The following is an 18,895-nucleotide window of genomic DNA, read 5'->3' as shown; positions in this document are numbered from 1 at the left end:
TTTTTAATATATTCAATATTCTCATTCGTGTTTCATCGGAAAGTGCTTTCATAACTTGTATTAAATCCACAATATCACCTCGTGTTATTTAAACTTTCATTTTCCTTTTCAATAGCTTCAAAAAACCTTCTTAGGTTTTCCAGTAACTGATACTTTTCTTTATTATATTCATTACCTGATATTGGTTTAGTATATCCATATACTTCACGAAGAATAGCATCAACTATCATTGCCTTCGGCGGAATTTCATATTCTTTTCCTTTGTATAGCCATACTCGACAATCAACATCATCACCACATAAATCTCCACAAGATTCACAATAAGATTCTTTAATCTTCATTTGTATATCCCTACCGTTTACTCTTATTGTTGGTGAACTGACAAATTTGTGTTCTATTGCCATTTGCTTATTAGAAATATGAATTTTGTTTACGATTACCTCTACATCTGTTAATTTAAGTACTTTCATCACATCTGCAATAGCTTCTTCAAGCCCTTCATCTGCTCCTTGACATTCCCACATGTATCTGGATCTAAATATAAAAAATCAATAATTATTTTTTTACCTTCTTTAATTTGACTATCTTCTATATCTCCACAACATTCTGTATTACATGAACAATTTTTATTTCAATTTCAAGTTCATGTACTAAAAACCATCTACAACTTTTTTATTAACATTAATCAGCCTATTAATATCCCTCCATAAAAATAAATCTTCCCATCAATCACAGAACCTAGCTTTTGTAATATAATATGACAATAAATAAAAGTTCAGATGGTTTTATCATAGTTTTATTTAACGTATAACAAAAATTCTTTATTCATATAATTAATCTAATTCTTTTTTATCCGCTTTATACCTACTTCATTCTTCTGTAACCTGTCTTTTAAATACTATTGAATCATTATCTAACTTTGGTGGATATCCTAGTGATGTATATGATCTTTGAAAAAATCCTATTAGTTCCCATCTATTCTCACCATATCTATTTAATTTTTCTTCTATTGTCAAGTCACTATCTACACTAAGAAAATGGTCAACTGTAAGCACCTTATATTCCCATCTTTCAGACATTAAATCACTCCTTCCAATTTTTTTGTTAAAAATATACATAATAATAAACCCGACAAAACCACCTAAAATTACAAAATCTTCACAATTTATGGTTTATTATTCACTAGTAAAAGTACTTTAATCAAATTTATAGTATACATAGTACATCTTTTTATAAAAGCTGAATACTTTAGCATTTGTAAATCTTTTTCTTCACTACTCCACTTACTTCTACATGATTATATTCACTTATACTCATATAGTATGCATTTAATTTTCTTTTGTCAATCTTTTTTAAAACAATATTAGAAACTTAGCTCTTAAAAATCAAAAAACCTTGCAATCATTACAATTGCAAGGCTTTTCCTTGGTGCACCTTCAGGGGCTCGAACCCTGGGCCTACTGATTAAGAGTCAGTTGCTCTGCCAGCTGAGCTAAAGGTGCAAATCTTTATAACATAATATATTATACTATGTTATTTTACTTTTGTCCAGTGCTTTTTTTATTTTTGTGTAATTAATTAATTTATAATCATATAAAAACTGGTGCATAATAGTGCACCAGTTTCATAATAAGTATAATCTGCTGTTAGTCAATGTCTGGTTTTTCATTTAAAAAGAATACGGATAATGTTCCTGGACCCGAATGGGCACCAATGGCACAACCTATAATATTTACAACAAAATCAGTACAACCATATTTTTCTTCAATCATTTCTTTTAGTTCCATAGCTCCTTCAATATCGTCACCGTGATTTATACCAATAGTTTGGTTTTTAAGGTCAGCATTCCCACCTCTTTCTTCCATTATGTCAATCATTCTTTTAAGTACTTTTTTTCTGCCCCTAACTTTTTCAATTGGTCTTAAGGTTCCATCTTCAGGTATATCTAGTATTGGCTTAATATGTAAAAGTCCTCCCACAACAGCTTGTGCCCTACTAACTCTACCACCTCTAAATAAATACTCAAGGTTATCTACTGTAAATATATGTTCAATATGATCAACATAAAAATCAAGAACTTTAAGTATTTCTTCTTTATTTCTACCTTCCTTAGCCATTTGTGCAGCTTTATAAACTAATAACCCAAAACCTACAGAAGCAGACCTAGAATCTACTATATTTAAATCTGATTCTAAATTCGGATATTCTTCTATTAGAGAATTCTTTGCTAAAACTGCAGTTTGGTAAGTCCCTGATAATCCTGAAGAGAATGCAATATAAACTGTACTTTTTTTGTTTTTTGCAATTTGCGCAAACTTTTCTTGGAAAGTGTATAGTGGAATTTGTGCTGTTTTATAAACTTTCCCATTTCTCATATCATCATACATCTTTTTAGGGTTAATTGTAACCTTATCTAAGTATTCTTTTTCTCCTTCATTTACCGGAATTGCTAGTACGTCTATATCGTATTCTTCAATAATTTCATCAGTTAAATCGCATGCACTGTCTGTTAATATTTTTACTCCCATCTCCATTGCCTCCTTAGATTATTTCTTTAATTATACTATATCATTTGATATAAATAATTCCAATGCTTAATATAATATTTTGCATATACCACAATCTTTTAAAATATATTATAATACTAGTATTTTTAAGGAGTGAGGTTATGAAGTTTTTCTTTGTCAGTAAAAAAACTTTTTACTTTATAATTGGAATTATTATCGTAATTATTGCTGCATTAATAATTAATTCTCTCATTTAATTATTAAATATAAAAAGGAAAAGAGCAGATTCTACCTATCTGCTCTTTTTTCCATTATCATATAGCTCTAATTTGTGATACTCTAGGATTAATTCATCTAGCTCTCGACTAAACTGAAGAATCTTTTCTTTATCGATATCTAACGTTATGAGTTGATTTAATATTCGTCTTTTTCTTTCTATTTTTTCCTTAACCTTCCCCAGATGACGAGATTCACTCATTGAAGTTTCCTTTCCCATAATCCTTTGGTAATCAATATACTTATCCTGTTCCATATAAGACAAGTAAGTTTCCATTTTTCTTCCCCTTCCAAGTGTTTTTTATTTTATATTTTTTATTCCTATTACATTATATCAGTTTTTTTCAATATTTCTAGAAAATAAAAACGCTATTTTCCGACCTTTTTTGTCAAAAATGACCTGAAAGAAAGATTGTTTTTAAGTTTATGACTTATTTAGTATATAGTTTTTTATTTCCCTTATATATTCATCCGAGATTTTTTTTATAATATTATTATTTACTGAATTTAATGTCTTTTCTTCAATTGTAGTAATAGGTAGTACATTAACAGAAGTTCCCGTCATGAACGCTCCATCTACTATTTTTAAATCTTCCAAAAAAATATTTTCTTCTAAAACTTTCAAATCTAATTTCTTACAGACTTCCAACACTCGACTTCTTGTTATTCCTAATAGCACCTCATCTTTAGGCGCAGTATATACATTCTCTCTTATAACAAAAAATATATTAGATCTACTACCTTCAGTTATACATCCTTCCCTATTTACTAATAATCCTTCGAAAGCATTAGTTTCTTTTAATCTATTATTAACATTTTCCTTAAAATTTAAATTTAATTTTTTTACATTTGGTTTTTCTCTTTCATAGTGGTATAAAATAGTGTGAATTCCCTCTTCATACAAAACTGGTTCTGGATAATAGCTTTTTATGAAATAAACTAAAAAAATGTTCTCATTTCCTTGTATTTCCGTATATAATAACTTTATATTTAAATTTCTAATGTTATTTTTTGAAATTAGTCTTTCTATATCTTCAATAATTTCTTCTACTGTTCTACTAACAGAATAACCTGTAAGACGAGCAGATTTCTCAAACCTTTCCAAATGTTCTTCTAAAAAGATAGGAATCCCATTAATAACTCGTATTACCTCATATATTAGTGGTTTAGTTATCTTTTCAAATATATTTGTATCAGCTACTTTTTCCATTTTCCCATTTATAATAAAGAAGTCTTTTATAGCCTCTGTTGTCACACTATCACCCCGCTATTCCTCCAGTTTTTTTAAATTTCCTATTATTATATCTTTTTTAATTTTTAACAATTGACTACTATTAGATTTTAATGAAAATTTCATATCTTCTATTGACTTTTTCAGTAATCCAACATCTTTATTTTTCTTTTTATCTTCTTCTATCTTTGTATTTAACCTATTTATTTGTTCTTCTCCAAGGCTTAGAAATTCTTCTCCCTTATCAACCTCTCCATTTAAACCAGAAAGGTAACCTTGATAAACATAATACTTAATTAAAGAAGTTTCTCCATAAATATCATCCTTGTAAAGATTAAAGAAAGGTGCTAGGGCTAAGAAAACTTGGCTACCGTTTGATATCATATTGTAGGTTTCCTTTTTTTCTGAAACTATGGCCAAATTATCTAAACTCTCTCTAAACTTATTTACATTATTATTCGTGGCACCTTTTTTTATAGCCTCTATTTCATACTTATTCCAACTTTCATAAATTTCCCTTATTATTTGATCCAGTTCTTTCTGACTTTCTTCTTTATTCTTACTTTCTTTATTCTTATTTTCTTTTTCCTTGTCCTTATCTTCTTCATCTTTTTCCTTATTATTTTCCTCTTCTTTAGCTCCATCTTCTTCGCTCTCTAATTTCTCTTCTTCTTGTTCCTCTTTTCTTTCTTCTTGTTCCTCTTTTCTTTCTTCTTTTTCCTTAGTTTCTATTTCTGCAGCCTCTACTATTTTATCTACATTGTCATAAATAGCCTTTAATGATTCTGGAGCCTTTTCTTTCCGTTGGACTTTTTCTGGTTTCTTGTTTATTTTATTCCCACATCCACTTGTTGTTAAACTTATAACCAATAGAATAGCTAAAAATAATTTTATTTTTTTCAAACTCACCACCTCTAGCTTAGTATCACCAAAAATGGTAGTTTTATTTTATAAAATTGGAGAAAGTAACCTGGATACTGATTCCTTAAATTTAACTATAAAAGAACGTTTTTTATAATCTTCTATAGTTATTTCTTTACATTCTTTTAAATCATCCATAAAAGCTTTAGTCATTTCCCTATTCACTTTTCTATCATAAATAAAAGCATTCACTTCAAAATTTAACTTAAAGCTTCTAATATCTAAATTAGCTGTTCCTACTGTTGAAATAATATCATCCATAATCACCATCTTACTATGTATAAAGCCCTTTTCATAAGTATAGAACTTTACACCTGCTTGTTGTAGTTCCCCAATATATGACAAACTAGCCCAATAAACAAAGGGATGATCTGGCTTTGATGGTATTATTACTCTAACATCTATACCAGAAAGTCCAGCTACTCTTAAGCCTTCAAGTATACTATCATCAGGAATAAAATAAGGTGTTTGGATATAAAGCTTTTCATTAGCATTCATAATCATCTTAAAATAGCCGTCTTTTACACTAGTCCATTTTGAATCTGGTCCACTAGAAACGATTTGGATACCTTTATCTCCCGATGATTCTATATTAGGAAAGTATTTTTCCTTATAACCAGTTTCATCTTTAGATGCAAAACGCCAATCTAATAAAAACAGCCATTGAAGACTAGCTACTGCAGAGCCTTTAATTTTACAATGAGTATCTCTCCAAAATCCAAATTTTTCTGAAAACCCTAGATATTCATCTCCTATGTTAAAACCTCCTAAGTATCCTTCTTTTCCGTCTATAATACAAAGCTTTCTATGATTTCTATAATTAATTCTAGGATTCAAATAGCCAGCAAAAGGTGGAAAGAAACAGGCCACTTCACCTCCTGCTTCTATTAAAGGATCAAAAAAGTCTTTAGAAAGACCCCTACCCCCCATACCATCATATAAAAGTTTTATCTCCAATCCTTCTCTAGCTTTCTCAGTCATTACTTGTACTATCTTACTTCCAATATCGTCATCCCTAACAATATAATATTCTAAATGAATATATTCCTCTGCATTTTTTAAACTATCCAATAGAGCATTAAACTTTTCTTTGCCATTAAAATATAATTCCACTTCATTGTTTTGAGTATATATAGCACCACTACTCATTAAGAGAAGTTTTATAATATCTTGATGTTCTATAATTTCTGAATCATTAAAATTTATTTCATGATTTTCAATACTATGTTCTTGAGTCATTACTAGATCTTTAAGATAATTATCCTCTTCTTCCTTTAATCGAAACATTTTCTTTTTTCTTAAATCTTGTCCTATAAATAAATAAAGTAAGAATCCAATACCTGGCAGGAAAAAAAAGATCATTAACCAGAGCCAAGTAGTAGTAGGATTTCTTCTTTCGAAAAAGACCATTAGTATTGCAAATAAAATATTTAGTAGAAATATATTTTGGATTATCCACTTCAGGATATCCACTACATAATCCATTCCCTCACCTACATTTCAAATATATTTTCCTAAAATGGTGTTTCTTAAATATATCATATCAGAGGCTATAGTAAAAAGCATTGTTTCCTTAGTTTTTGCTATGTTTATATCTTTCTGTCTTATTTAATATTCTTTTTCTTATTCTAAATCTTTCCGGTGTTATTTCAATAAGTTCATTTTTTTCAATAAACTCCAAAGCCTCTTCCAAAGACATTTGCTTTGGAGATGACAATCTTAATGCTTCATCAGAACCTGATGCCCTTACATTAGATTGATGTTTCTTTTTGCATATATTAATTTCCATATCGCTACCCTTTGGATTTGTACCTATAACCATGCCTTCGTATACCTTAGTTCCAGGGGTAATGAATAAGATTCCTCTCTCTTGAGCTGAATATAATCCATAAGCAGTTGCTTCCCCTGTTTCATAAGAAATTAAAGAGCCTTCGGTTCTTTTTGGAATATCACCCTTATAAGGCTCAAATCCAGCAAAAACAGTATTCAATATACCATGACCCTTAGTATCCGTTATAAACTCTTGTCGATACCCTATTAAGCCTCTAGCAGGTATAGAAAATTCTAACCTAGAGTAACCTCCTTGAGACTCTACCATATTTTTAAGTTCCCCTTTTCTTCTACCTAACTTCTCTATTATAATACCAATATACTCCTCAGGAACATCAATAGTTACATTTTCCATAGGCTCATACTTTTTACCATTTACATTTTTATATATTACTTCTGGTTTAGATACTTGAAACTCATAGCCTTCTCTTCTCATATTTTCTATTAAAACAGATAAATGTAATTCTCCCCTTCCTGACACTTTAAATGAGTCTGGTGAGTTTGTTTCTTCTACTTTTAAGCTTACATCAGTTCTAAGTTCCTTAAATAATCTATTTCTTAAATTTCTAGAAGTTAAATATTTTCCTTCTTCTCCTGCAAAGGGACTATCGTTTACAGAAAAATTCATGCTTATTGTGGGTTCTGAAATTTTTACAAAAGGCAGTGGCTCTGGAAAATCTACATCTGTTATTGTATCTCCAATACTAATTCCTTCTACACCAGTAACTGCAATAATACTTCCCATTTTTGATTTTTCCACTTCAACCCTTTGTAGACCTTCAAATTCATAGACATTTACAATCTTTACAACTTTCTTCTTTTCTTTGTCTTCCATATTAACTATTAAAGCATCTTGATTGGATTCTATACTTCCTCTTTCAATTTTACCTATACCTATTCTCCCTACATAGTCATTATAATCGATTGTAGATATAAGAACTTGTAAAGGTCCTTCATCATCACCTTCTGGAGCAGGAATATAATTAATTATTGATTCAAATAAATCATTCATATTATTTTTAGGCCCTTTTAAATTTAAAGTAGCAACACCTTTCTTTGCTGATGCAAAAATAAATGGACAATCTAAATGTTCTTCCGTTGCCCCCAAATCTATAAATAAATCTAAAACTTCATCAATTACCTCACTAGGCCTTGCATCAGGCCTATCAATTTTGTTTATACATACTATTACTGGTAATTTTAATTCAAAAGACTTTTTAAGAACAAATTTTGTCTGAGGCATAGGTCCTTCAAAAGCGTCTACTAGAAGTACAATTCCATTAACCATCTTTAGCACTCTTTCTACTTCTCCCCCAAAATCAGCATGACCAGGAGTATCGATAATGTTAATCTTAGTACTATTGTAGTAAACAGCAGTATTTTTAGACAATATTGTTATTCCTCTTTCTCTTTCAATATCATCTGAATCCATAATCCTATCTTCCACTACTTGATTTTCTCTAAATATTCCACTTTGCTTTAAAAGTGCATCTACTAAAGTAGTTTTGCCATGATCAACATGGGCTACTATAGCAACATTTCTAATATCATCTCTTTTTATCTCCATATATATTATCCTTTCCTACTTTATATACTTTCTTTTAGTATTCTATTAACAGAATAATTTTATCATAATATATGTATAAATCAAATGAATTATTTATACGAAAAAAGCGGAGACTTATATCTCCGCCTACTACTGCAAATATTTGATTGCTATTATTCTGTTATCATCGATATAAAACTCATCTGACAAACCTTTTACTATGACTAAGCCTCTGCCACTACATTTTAAGTCTAAAGGATTATATGAATCCAAGTCATAGGAAAAACCTTCCCCTTCATCAGTAATTTCGATGCGTATAGTGTCTTCTATGACTTCTAAATATAATTGGACCAGCTTATTTTTATCAAAATCATTTCCATGTATAGCACCATTTGCTACTAACTCATTTAAGATGAGTTTTACATCAAACATAACAGTTTCATCGCAAACTATTTTCTCTAGCTTATTCAATATATCTTGTATAAAGTCTCTAATAACACATAAGTCACTACAGACTTGGCCATTGAGCTTAAAAGACAATTAAATCACTTCCATTTATTATTTATTATTATTTATGTTATAATTTCTATAAACCATAAATATATTACCCTTAAATATTTTCTTTAATCTTATTGTAATACTCTATATTATATTATATGATATATCTTAGTATATAATAGTTTAAAATATAAAATATATGGGTAATACCTATTATAGTCAATAAAAGAAAGGAGTTTTTAACTATGGACAAATATGTATGTGAACCATGTGGTTATGTTTATGATCCAGAAGAAGGAGATCCAGATAATGGTGTAGAACCAGGAACTGCTTTTGAGAATCTTCCTGAAGATTGGGTTTGCCCAGTGTGTGGTGCACCTCAGGATATGTTTGTAAAAGAATAATGTACTTAGTAAAAAGCAGCTTTCTCCTAATGAGATTGCTGCTTTTTATTTACCTTAATTATTTCTTCTACAATTTCCCAAATATAAGCAACATTTATTTTTTTTGTAGCAGAGTAAGGAATAATTAAATCTTTATTTTCTACATTAAGAGAATTCCCTATAGTGTTTATCTGTTTTTCCCAAGTAGTTTTAGGTATCTTGTCTGCTTTTGTCCCTATAATTATGCCATTATATCCGTAACTTTTTATCCAGTCATACATCATCTTATCATGTTCTCCAGGTTCATGTCTAATATCTAGTAAAAGAATTACCTCTATTAGATTCATTCTATTTTCCAAATACTCTTCTATTATACTAGCCCATTTTCCCCTTTCTTTTTTAGAAACACGGGCAAATCCATAGCCTGGCAAATCAATAAACCGAAAACTTTCATTTATTGTATAAAAATTAATAGTTCTAGTCTTTCCAGGTTTATTACTAGTTCTAGCTAAACTTTTTCTTTTTATCAATGTATTTAATAAGGAAGATTTCCCTACATTAGATCTACCAGCAAAAGCAATTTCAAAAAGGTCGTCTTTAGGATATTGTTCTTTATTTACTGCTAATTTAGTTAGCTCTGCTTTTCTTACATGCATTTAAATCACCTTTATCTAATAAAGCATATTTCAAAACTTCATCCATATTCTTCACAAACCTAAATTCTACTTTTCTTTTTATATTATCTGGTATTTCTTCTAAATCTTTTTCATTTTCAGTAGATAATAGTATTTTTTTAATTCCAGCCCTACTAGCAGCTAAAGCCTTCTCTTTAATACCTCCTACAGGTAGAACCCTTCCCGTTAAAGTAATTTCTCCAGTCATAGCTACTTCCCTATTTACCGGTATTTCGGTTAAGGCTGAAACTACTGCTGTAGCCATTGTAATTCCGGCAGAAGGCCCGTCCTTTGGTATTGCACCCTCTGGAACATGGATATGAATATCATTTTCCTTATAAAAATTATTGTCTAAATCAAACTTTTCCCCATTAGCCCTTATATAACTAATACCTGCCCTAGCAGATTCCTGCATTACATTTCCTAAATGTCCTGTTAATTGGAGTTTTCCTGTTCCTTTCATTTTACTTGCTTCAATAGGCAATATTTCTCCTCCTACAGCAGTCCATGCTAATCCAATAGCTACACCTACTTGGTTTTCTTCTTCTAACACATTTTTTCGATATCTAGGTGTTCCCAAATACTTTTCCAGATTTCTTTTAGTTACCCTTATTACCTTTTTATCTTCCTCGACTATTTCCTTTGCTCCTTTTCTACAGATATTAGCAATATTCTTTTCTAAGTTTCTTACTCCTGACTCTCTTGTGTAACTACTTATTATCTTTTTCATAGCATTTTCAGATATAGCTAAACTATTCTCCTTAAGACTATGCTCTTTAAGCTGTTTTGGGAATAAATGATTCATTGCAATTTTAAATTTTTCTTCTTCTGTATAGCCATGGATTCTTATTATTTCCATTCTATCTAGTAATGGAGCCGGAATGGATTCCAGAGTATTAGCCGTTGCTATAAACATAACCTTAGACAAATCAAAAGGTACTTCTAAAAAGTTGTCAGTAAAAGTATTATTTTGTTCTGGATCTAATACTTCTAATAATGCACTAGCCGGGCTTCCCCTAAAGTCCTCATTTAGTTTATCTATTTCATCTAATAAAAATACTGGGTTTTTTGAACCAGATTTTTTCATTAGACTAATGATTCTACCAGGTAATGCTCCTATATATGTCCTTCTATGCCCTCTAATTTCAGCTTCATCTCTTATTCCACCTAAAGACATACGAACAAAATTTCTATTTAAGGCCTTTGCTACAGAACTAGCTATAGAGGTTTTCCCAACTCCAGGAGGACCTACTAAGCACAAAATTGGCCCCTTCATGCTATTACTTAATTTCTTTACAGCTATAAACTCTAGTACCCTTTCCTTTACATCTTCTAATCCATAATGATCTTTATTTAGAACCTGTCTAGATTTTTTTATATTTATCTTATCTTCTGTTTCCAAATCCCAAGGTAATTCTACTATCCAATCTAAATAGTTTCGAATAACATCAATTTCTGGGGAATTAGAAGATAATTTATAAAGCCTTTCTGTTTCATCTATCGCCTTTTCTTTTACTTCTTTAGGCATATCTATTTCATCTATTTTTACTTTATATTTATTTACTTCTTCTGTAATTCCATCTTCTTCACCCAATTCTTTTTGGATTGCCTTTATTTGTTCTTTTAAATAATATTCTTTTTGAATTTCACCAATTTGTTTTTTTATTCTTTCATCTATTCTTTCTTCTACTTTTAATATTTCTATTTCTTTTAGTAATATTCTATGGAGAGTTTCCAATCTTTCATATACATTAAAATTTTCTAATATCTCTTGATCCTTCTCAGGTTCTATAGAAATATAAGATGCAATAACGTCAGCCAACTTTCCAGGATCATCTATATCAGATACTAATAAAATTACTTCTGGTGAAACTCTACTATTTAAATCTATATAATCTTCAAAATCCTTAGTTACTAACCCCATCATTGCTTCTATATCTATATCTTTTTCCAATTCTTCTGGTTTGTATACCATTTCCTCAATTACCACTGAAAAATACTTCTCTTCCTCCGTAAAATCTATTATCTTACCCCTATTAATCCCCTCTACTAATACTCTAATACTGCCACCTGGTAATTTTATCATTTGTTTGATTTTTGCTACTGTTCCTACATGGTAAAATTCATCAGTTTCTGGTTCCTCTATTTTAAAATCTTTTTGAGTTGACAGTAAAATAAGGGAATCATCTTCCATAGCCTCTTCAAGTGCATTAATAGATTTTTTTCTCCCCACATCAAAATGTATTATCATATGTGGAAAAATAGTTATTCCCCTTAAAGGAATGAGAGGTAGTTGTTTATTTTTTATTTCATATAGACCATTATTCATTATAAGCCCCCTCCTTTAATCCCAAACTACATAACATGAAAAAAGCCCACAAAATGTGAGCTTTATGATGCTGATTCTCTATTACTAGACTTTTTCGTCTTATCTTTCTTCTTGCCATCTGTTAACACTAATGTTGGTTCTTTCTTTTTCAATATAGTGTCTTTATTTATAACGCATTTTTTTATATCTTCCCTTGACGGAATTTCATACATTATATCCAGCATAGCTTCTTCAATAATACCTCTAAGTCCTCTAGCACCAGTTTTCCTTTCAATAGCCTTTTTGCCAATTTCTTCTAGTGCAGTTTTTTCAAATTCTAGCTCCACACCATCCATTGCAAATAATTCTTTATATTGTTTGACTAGTGCATTTTTAGGCTCAGTTAAAATACTTACTAAAGCCTCGTTATCCAGCTCTTCTAAAGTCACCATTACCGGTAACCTACCAACAAATTCTGGTATTAATCCATATCTTAACAGGTCTTCAGGCTGTATTTGTTTTAATAATTCTCCTATTTCTATATCTTCTTTACTTTGAATATCAGCACCAAATCCCATAGATGTTTTTCCAATTCGGTTTTCTATTATTTTATCCAAACCATCAAAAGCACCACCAACTATAAATAATATATTAGTTGTGTCTACTTGAATAAACTCTTGATGAGGATGTTTTCTACCTCCTTGAGGCGGAACATTTGCAACAGTTCCTTCTAAAATCTTTAGAAGTGCTTGTTGAACTCCTTCCCCACTCACATCTCTTGTTATTGAAGGATTATCAGTTTTTCTTGCTACTTTATCTATCTCATCTATATAAACTATACCTTTTTCTGCTCTTTCAATATCGTAATCTGCCGCTTGTATAAGTTTTAATATTATATTTTCAACGTCTTCACCAACATAACCTGCTTCAGTTAAAGATGTAGCATCAGCAATTGTAAAAGGTACATTTAATATTCTAGCCAGAGTTTCTGCAAGTAATGTCTTTCCAGAACCAGTTGGTCCTATCATAACTATGTTACTTTTTTGCAGTTCTATATCATCATCTTTAGAAAATTCTCTATTAATTCTTTTGTAATGATTATATACTGCTACAGCTAAAGCTCTCTTAGCTCTCTCTTGTTTTATTACATATTGATCTAAAGTTTCTTTGATACTTTCAGGTTTTGGTAATTCTTCTATTTCATATTCAAAGTTGTCTTCGAATTCCTCATCAACTATATCCTTACAAATATCTATACATTCATCACAAATATATACATTAGGACCTGCTATCAATCTTTTAACCTGATTTTGAGGCTTTCCACAAAAAGAGCATCTCAGCTGTTTGTCATCAAATCTTGCCATTATGACACCTCTCTTAATGTTATTTACTAATTTCTATTACTTCATCTATTATACCATATTTTTTAGCTTCTTCAGCAGACATAAAGAAATCTCTATCTGTGTCCTTAGCAATTTTTTCATATGGTTGACCTGTTTTTTCACTTAATATAGTATTCATTTTTTCTCTAGTTTTTATTATTCTGTCTGCATGAATTCTAATATCTTCTGCCTGGCCCTGTGTGCCACCTAATGGCTGATGTATCATTATCTCAGCATTTGGTAATGCAAACCTCTTTCCTTTTTCTCCCGCTGTCAATAAAAATGCTCCCATACTTGCAGCCATTCCTATACATATAGTTGATACATCAGGTTTTATATATTGCATTGTATCATATATTGCAAATCCTGCACTAACAGAACCACCAGGACTATTTATATATATTTGTATATCTTTATCTGGATCTTCTGCCTCTAAATAAAGTAATTGTGCAACTGTTAGACTTGCAGTTACATCATTTATTCCTTCTCCTAAAAATATTATCCTTTCTTTTAATAGTCTAGAATAAATATCATAGGATCTTTCCCCACGATTTGTCTGTTCCACAACAACAGGAACTAAAGCCATATTATCCCTCCTATAAAAGCTTTAAACAAATTTAGCATTCTCTAATAATAATTCAATGGTTCTATCTCTAACTATACCCGATTTTATATGATTCAAATCTCCCTTTTTCATATCTTTAATAAACTTTTCTACATCTTCTTGGTTATACTGTTCTGCAATTTTTTGTAACTCTTTATCTATTTCTTCTTCGGAAACCTGAATATCTTCTGCTTTTGATATTTCATCTAATACAAGATCAGTTTTTACTTGTCTTTCAGCAGATGGTCTTATCTCTTCTTTAAAATCATCAGCAGTTCTATTTGCAAATTGTAAGTATTGTTCTATATTTATTCCTTGCATTTGAAGTTGATGATCAAATTGACTTATTTCATTTTCTATTTGGTTATCAATCATAACTTCAGGAATATCTACTTCACTTAATTCTACAACCTTTTCTATTACTTTTGATTCTTTTTCTGCCTTTTCTTTTCTTTTTGCTTCATCTTCTAGCTTTTCTTTAATAGATACTTTAAATTCTTCTAAAGTATCAAATTCACTTACATCTATAGCAAACTCATCATCTAGCTCTGGTAGTTCTTTTTCTTTTACTTCGTTAATAGATACTTTAAATATTGCTTCTTTATTCTTTAAACTTTCTTCAAAATAATCTTCTGGAAATGTTACCTTTACTTCTATATTTTCTCCCTTTTTCTTTCCTATGAGTTGCTCTTCAAATCCTGGAATAAATTTATTTTCTCCAATTTCTATGGTCTGATTTTCAGCAGTTCCTCCTTCAAATGGCTCATCGTCTATAAGTCCTTCATAATCTATAGTTAGTAAATCGCCTTCTTTAGCTTCTCTATCTGGAGCTTCTATAATTCTTGCATTTGTTTCCTGAATAGATTTTAATTCATTTTCTACATCTTCATTTGTAACATTATACTCTACTTTCTCTAATTCTATACTTTTATATTCGCCTAATTCTACTTCCGGTTTTACAGTAACTTCTACCTTTATTAATACTGGTTTTCCTTTTTCAATTTCTTCTACATCAATTTCAGGGTAATCAACAACTTCAAGCCCAAGCTCATCAATTGATTCTTCATATACTTCTGGCAAAACAATATTTAATGCTTCTTCATAAAATATTTCTTCTCCATAAGTAATCTCAATAAGCTTTCTCGGAGCTTTTCCTTTTCTAAAACCTGGTATATTAAATATTCCTTTATTCTTTAAATATGCTTTTTGTACTGCTTTTCCAAACTTCTTTTCACTTATTTCCATAGTAAAAGTTACTTTATTATTTTCTTTTTTTTCCAATACTACGCTCATGTAAAGTTTCCTCCCTAATCCCATATTATGTAAAAAAACCAATGGTTATCCACTGGTTATAACAATCACATTAATTCCTAAATCTAGCATATATGATGATTTTACCAGATTCTTTTAATGATTTTTTACCTACTTAATAATTATAACATTTGTGGTTTCAATGTCAATATCTTTTTATTAAAACCACTATATATTAACCAACTTATTAATATTTTAATACACTATAGCAAAATATGTGAATCCTTTCATCTTATACATAAATAAAAAAGAGCTGCATATACTATATGCAACTCTTTATCTCATTATAAAATTTGTGAATATAAAAGTAAATGCTGCAAATATTAATATTCCACCTATTACTATGGGCAGCATTAACTGAAAAGCTGCTATAATCATAGCTAAAATATCAAGTCTAGTAAACTCATATGGGTCATCTTCATTTTTTTCTTGTATTTCTTCTAATAATTCTTTTTCTCTTTCCCTATTTTCTCTATTTCGCGAAATGACACGCCACAAAATGTTCTCCTCCTAAATTCCTAAACTCAGGTGCTTCATGTTTGCAAATATCTTTAGCATATACACAACGAGTATGGAATTTACAACCAGAAGGTGGATTTGCTGGACTAGGAATGTCTCCCTCCAATAAAATCCTGTTTTTCTTAGCCTCAGGATCTGGTACTGGAATAGCTGAAAGTAAAGCTTGGGTATAAGGATGTTTAGGACTGTCGAATAAAGCATTTTTATCTGCTAATTCAACCATTGTTCCTAGATACATAACACCAACCCTACGACTAATATATTTAACTACTCCTAAATCATGTGATATAAATAAATAAGATAAATTCATCTCTTCCTGTAAATCAGTAAATAAATTAATAATTTGTGACTGAATAGATACGTCTAAAGCTGAAACTGGCTCATCAGCCACTATAAAAGATGGCTCTAATGCTAAAGCTCTTGCCAAACCTATACGCTGACGTTGTCCTCCTGAAAACTCATGAGGATATCTATTTGTGTGATATCTTGCAAGACCGCAAGCTTCCATTATTTCTACAACCCTATCATCTAACTTTTTACCTTTTTTGTACAAACCATGTTCCACTAAAGATTCCCCTACAATTTCTGAAACAGTCATTCTTGGATTTAATGAGCTATAAGGATCTTGAAATACTATCTGCATCTCTCTTCTTAAAGCCTTCATTTCCCTTTTAGTTGCATTAAAAACATCTTGACTTTTATATCTAACTTCCCCCTCAGTAGGTTTTAAAAGGTTTAAAATAGTCCTTCCTGCAGTTGTTTTTCCACATCCAGATTCTCCTACTAGACCTAAGGTTTCACCTTCTCGAATAAATAAATTAATTCCATCTACAGCCTTTACATCTCCTACTTTTCTTCTAAAAACACCTGAGTAAACTGGAAAATATTTTTTTAAATTTTCTACCTCGAGTATTACGTCGCTCATTTTTTAGTCACCTCCTCGGCTCTAAAACATGCAACTTTATGACCTGGTGCAACTTCCCTTAACTTTGGTTGTCCTTTTTTACATTCTTCTGTTGCATATTTACATCTTGGGTGGAAATAACATCCTTTTGGTAAATATAAAGGATTTGGTACGGCCCCTTTAACATTTGCTAATTTTTCTCCCTCATCCACTAAAGAAGGCATAGAGCCCATAAGTCCAATAGTATAAGGATGTCTTGGGTTTTTAAATAGCTCATTAACCGAAGCATCTTCTACTATTTTCCCAGCATACATTACCACCACATGATCTGCCATCTCCGCAACAACTGCTAAATCGTGAGTAATAAGCATAATTGCCGTATTTAACCTAGTTTTTAATCCATTCATTAAATCTAGTATTTGGGCTTGAATAGTTACGTCCAATGCAGTCGTTGGCTCGTCAGCAATAAGAAGTTTTGGCTGACAAGCTAGTGCCATTGCAATCATAATTCTTTGTCTCATTCCCCCAGAAAGTTGATGAGGATATTCATCCACTATTTTTTCTGGTCGGGGAATTCCTACCATTTTAATCATTTCAATAGCTCTTTCTCTTGCCTGTGATTTTGTCATCTTTTGATGAAGTATTAAAACTTCAGATATTTGATGCCCTATTTTAAAAACAGGGTTTAAGGAAGTCATAGGTTCTTGGAATATCATTGAAATATCATTACCTCTTATATTTCTCATTTCTTTGTCAGATACTTTCAAAAGATCCCTGCCTTGAAAATTAATTGTTCCTTCAACAGTCTCGCCAGGATAATCTATTAATTGAAGTATAGACATAGAAGTAATACTTTTTCCACAGCCAGATTCACCTACGATCCCTATAGTTTCTCCTTCGTCAACGGAAAACTTAACTCCATCAACTGCTTTTACAACTCCATCATCTGTAAAGAAATAAGTCTTTAAATTATCTACTTCTAACAATTTGCCCATTCTTCTATCCCTCCTATCTATTTAGACTTAGGGTCAATTGCATCCCGTAAACCATCACCAAATAAGTTAATACTCATTACCGCCAAGAATATACATACTCCAGGAGGTATCCATAACCATGGGCGATTTTTCAATATATACATATTTCTAGCATTTTGAACTAAATTCCCCCATGTAGGCACTGGTGGTGTTACCCCAAGACCAAGGAAGGATAGACCAGCTTCACTTAAAATTGCGCTAGCCATTCCTAAAGTTGCACTTACTATTATATAGCCAAAGGTATTAGGTAATAAATGCTTCCAGATGATTCTACTATCCCTTATACCTAGTGCATGAGCTGCTTGCACAAACTCTTGCTCTCTTAATGACAATATTTGCCCTCTAATCATTCTGGCTAATCCCGGCCAACTTAAAAGCCCAATAATTAACATAACTATATACATTCTCTGTTCCGGCTTGACACTGGTACCTACAACAGCCGATATGGTTATAGCCAAAGGTAAAAATGGGAAAGACATAAATACCTCTGTTATTCTCATCAGTATATTGTCAACCCAGCCACCATAATATCCTGCAAGTCCACCTATTATTGAACCAATTAATACTTGTAGTATTACAGCAAAAAGTCCAACCTTCATAGATACTCTACCACCGTGAAGTATTCTGGCAAGATAATCTCTACCAAACTCATCAGTTCCTAACTTATGTTCTTTTGTTGGTGGCTGATTAGTTTTCGTAACGTCTATATCATTAGGACCATGTTTAGCTATTACGGGTGCAAATACAGATATTAATATCATAGCAACTAATATTACTAATCCTACTACAGCTACCTTTTTCTTTTTAAATTGTCTTACAAATAATTTCCATGGAGTAACAATTTCTCCTTCTTTATTACCCTCATTTCTACTAGTATCTTTTCTTCTTTTAGGTTTTAACTTTTTTTCTGGCTTTCCTTCTAGATTTTTCTCAGTCATTTATTGCCCTCCTTCCATTAATCTACTTT

General features: G+C 30.8%; 19 protein-coding genes and 1 tRNA gene. 1 reads left to right on the top strand and 19 read right to left on the bottom strand.

The features are described 5' to 3' along the window. Positions 1-74 precede the first annotated feature (74 nt). From VK071_06870 to VK071_06825, 10 genes are all read right to left on the bottom strand, one after another. A complete protein-coding gene (locus tag VK071_06870; protein HLR35040.1) occupies positions 75-524 on the bottom strand; it encodes a DUF2703 domain-containing protein in 450 nt (149 codons plus the stop codon). A gap of 345 nt (positions 525-869) precedes the next feature. Then, complete coding sequence (locus tag VK071_06865) at positions 870-1,079, bottom strand: DUF4177 domain-containing protein (GenBank protein HLR35039.1); 210 nt, start codon at positions 1,077-1,079, stop codon at positions 870-872. A gap of 347 nt (positions 1,080-1,426) precedes the next feature. Continuing rightward, positions 1,427-1,502: transfer RNA gene (locus VK071_06860), tRNA-Lys, on the bottom strand. Between the two features lie 144 nt (positions 1,503-1,646). Beyond that, a complete protein-coding gene (locus VK071_06855) occupies positions 1,647-2,528 on the bottom strand; it encodes a DegV family protein (GenBank protein ID HLR35038.1) in 882 nt (293 codons plus the stop codon). Between the two features lie 271 nt (positions 2,529-2,799). Then, positions 2,800-3,060, bottom strand: coding sequence for an aspartyl-phosphate phosphatase Spo0E family protein (locus VK071_06850; protein HLR35037.1), 261 nt, complete (start codon positions 3,058-3,060; stop codon positions 2,800-2,802). 147 nt (positions 3,061-3,207) lie between these two features. Continuing rightward, positions 3,208-4,038 carry an aminotransferase class IV gene (locus tag VK071_06845; protein HLR35036.1) on the bottom strand — a complete coding sequence of 277 codons (831 nt, stop codon included), beginning with the start codon at positions 4,036-4,038 and terminating at the stop codon, positions 3,208-3,210. A gap of 12 nt (positions 4,039-4,050) precedes the next feature. Further along, a complete protein-coding gene (locus VK071_06840) occupies positions 4,051-4,917 on the bottom strand; it encodes a hypothetical protein (protein ID HLR35035.1) in 867 nt (288 codons plus the stop codon). A gap of 45 nt (positions 4,918-4,962) precedes the next feature. Next, positions 4,963-6,420 carry a cardiolipin synthase gene (gene cls / locus VK071_06835; protein HLR35034.1) on the bottom strand — a complete coding sequence of 486 codons (1,458 nt, stop codon included), beginning with the start codon at positions 6,418-6,420 and terminating at the stop codon, positions 4,963-4,965. Between the two features lie 88 nt (positions 6,421-6,508). Next, entirely contained in the window at positions 6,509-8,332 is a 1,824-nt protein-coding gene (typA, locus tag VK071_06830) for a translational GTPase TypA (protein HLR35033.1), read from the bottom strand. Between the two features lie 129 nt (positions 8,333-8,461). Next, positions 8,462-8,851, bottom strand: coding sequence for an ATP-binding protein (locus VK071_06825; GenBank protein ID HLR35032.1), 390 nt, complete (start codon positions 8,849-8,851; stop codon positions 8,462-8,464). A gap of 203 nt (positions 8,852-9,054) precedes the next feature. Between VK071_06825 and VK071_06820 the strand changes: the two genes are divergently transcribed. Further along, positions 9,055-9,213, top strand: coding sequence for a rubredoxin (locus VK071_06820; GenBank protein ID HLR35031.1), 159 nt, complete (start codon positions 9,055-9,057; stop codon positions 9,211-9,213). Positions 9,214-9,239: 26 nt separating this feature from the next. On the opposite strand, the gene yihA is transcribed toward VK071_06820, so the two are convergent. The 9 genes from yihA to opp4C all read right to left on the bottom strand — a co-directional run bounded on the left by yihA (position 9,240) and on the right by opp4C (position 18,866). Continuing rightward, entirely contained in the window at positions 9,240-9,848 is a 609-nt protein-coding gene (yihA, locus tag VK071_06815) for a ribosome biogenesis GTP-binding protein YihA/YsxC (protein ID HLR35030.1), read from the bottom strand. Beyond that, positions 9,820-12,195, bottom strand: a complete 2,376-nt coding sequence (lon, locus tag VK071_06810) for an endopeptidase La (protein HLR35029.1) — start codon at positions 12,193-12,195, stop codon at positions 9,820-9,822. The genes yihA and lon overlap by 29 nt, the downstream gene beginning before the upstream one ends. Positions 12,196-12,257: 62 nt before the next feature. Then, positions 12,258-13,538, bottom strand: a complete 1,281-nt coding sequence (gene clpX / locus VK071_06805; protein HLR35028.1) for an ATP-dependent Clp protease ATP-binding subunit ClpX — start codon at positions 13,536-13,538, stop codon at positions 12,258-12,260. A 19-nt stretch (positions 13,539-13,557) separates the two neighbouring features. Continuing rightward, positions 13,558-14,142: an ATP-dependent Clp endopeptidase proteolytic subunit ClpP gene (gene clpP, locus VK071_06800; protein HLR35027.1), complete on the bottom strand. Its 585-nt coding sequence runs from the start codon at positions 14,140-14,142 to the stop codon at positions 13,558-13,560. A 21-nt stretch (positions 14,143-14,163) separates the two neighbouring features. Next, positions 14,164-15,453: a trigger factor gene (tig, locus tag VK071_06795; GenBank protein ID HLR35026.1), complete on the bottom strand. Its 1,290-nt coding sequence runs from the start codon at positions 15,451-15,453 to the stop codon at positions 14,164-14,166. Between the two features lie 294 nt (positions 15,454-15,747). Continuing rightward, positions 15,748-15,969, bottom strand: a complete 222-nt coding sequence (locus VK071_06790) for a hypothetical protein (protein ID HLR35025.1) — start codon at positions 15,967-15,969, stop codon at positions 15,748-15,750. After that, positions 15,944-16,915: a dipeptide ABC transporter ATP-binding protein gene (locus VK071_06785; GenBank protein HLR35024.1), complete on the bottom strand. Its 972-nt coding sequence runs from the start codon at positions 16,913-16,915 to the stop codon at positions 15,944-15,946. Before VK071_06785 ends, VK071_06790 begins: the two co-directional genes overlap by 26 nt. Then, positions 16,912-17,889 carry an ABC transporter ATP-binding protein gene (locus VK071_06780; protein HLR35023.1) on the bottom strand — a complete coding sequence of 326 codons (978 nt, stop codon included), beginning with the start codon at positions 17,887-17,889 and terminating at the stop codon, positions 16,912-16,914. Before VK071_06780 ends, VK071_06785 begins: the two co-directional genes overlap by 4 nt. Positions 17,890-17,906: 17 nt before the next feature. Continuing rightward, complete coding sequence (opp4C, locus tag VK071_06775) at positions 17,907-18,866, bottom strand: oligopeptide ABC transporter permease (protein ID HLR35022.1); 960 nt, start codon at positions 18,864-18,866, stop codon at positions 17,907-17,909. Positions 18,867-18,895 lie beyond the last annotated feature (29 nt).

The organism is Tissierellales bacterium (assembly GCA_035301805.1).
Lineage (GTDB): Bacteria > Bacillota > Clostridia > Tissierellales > DATGTQ01 > DATGTQ01.
The sequence above is the reverse complement of the archived record's forward strand: the minus strand, read 5'-3'. Positions and strand labels throughout refer to the sequence as shown.

Excerpts from the sequence above, each read along its gene's own strand:
- VK071_06870 (HLR35040.1), bottom strand. The coding sequence starts at position 524 with ATGTGGGAATGTCAAGGAGCAGATGAAGGGCTTGAAGAAGCTATTGCA.
- lon (HLR35029.1), bottom strand. The coding sequence starts at position 12,195 with ATGAATAATGGTCTATATGAAATAAAAAATAAACAACTACCTCTCATT.
- tig (HLR35026.1), bottom strand. The coding sequence starts at position 15,453 with ATGAGCGTAGTATTGGAAAAAAAAGAAAATAATAAAGTAACTTTTACT.
- VK071_06850 (HLR35037.1), bottom strand. The coding sequence starts at position 3,060 with ATGGAAACTTACTTGTCTTATATGGAACAGGATAAGTATATTGATTAC.
- VK071_06785 (HLR35024.1), bottom strand. The coding sequence starts at position 16,915 with ATGAGCGACGTAATACTCGAGGTAGAAAATTTAAAAAAATATTTTCCA.
- cls (HLR35034.1), bottom strand. The coding sequence starts at position 6,420 with ATGGATTATGTAGTGGATATCCTGAAGTGGATAATCCAAAATATATTT.
- clpX (HLR35028.1), bottom strand. The coding sequence starts at position 13,538 with ATGGCAAGATTTGATGACAAACAGCTGAGATGCTCTTTTTGTGGAAAG.
- VK071_06865 (HLR35039.1), bottom strand. The coding sequence starts at position 1,079 with ATGTCTGAAAGATGGGAATATAAGGTGCTTACAGTTGACCATTTTCTT.
- opp4C (HLR35022.1), bottom strand. The coding sequence starts at position 18,866 with ATGACTGAGAAAAATCTAGAAGGAAAGCCAGAAAAAAAGTTAAAACCT.
- VK071_06855 (HLR35038.1), bottom strand. The coding sequence starts at position 2,528 with ATGGGAGTAAAAATATTAACAGACAGTGCATGCGATTTAACTGATGAA.
- typA (HLR35033.1), bottom strand. The coding sequence starts at position 8,332 with ATGGAGATAAAAAGAGATGATATTAGAAATGTTGCTATAGTAGCCCAT.
- VK071_06820 (HLR35031.1), top strand. The coding sequence starts at position 9,055 with ATGGACAAATATGTATGTGAACCATGTGGTTATGTTTATGATCCAGAA.
- clpP (HLR35027.1), bottom strand. The coding sequence starts at position 14,142 with ATGGCTTTAGTTCCTGTTGTTGTGGAACAGACAAATCGTGGGGAAAGA.
- yihA (HLR35030.1), bottom strand. The coding sequence starts at position 9,848 with ATGCATGTAAGAAAAGCAGAGCTAACTAAATTAGCAGTAAATAAAGAA.
- VK071_06780 (HLR35023.1), bottom strand. The coding sequence starts at position 17,889 with ATGGGCAAATTGTTAGAAGTAGATAATTTAAAGACTTATTTCTTTACA.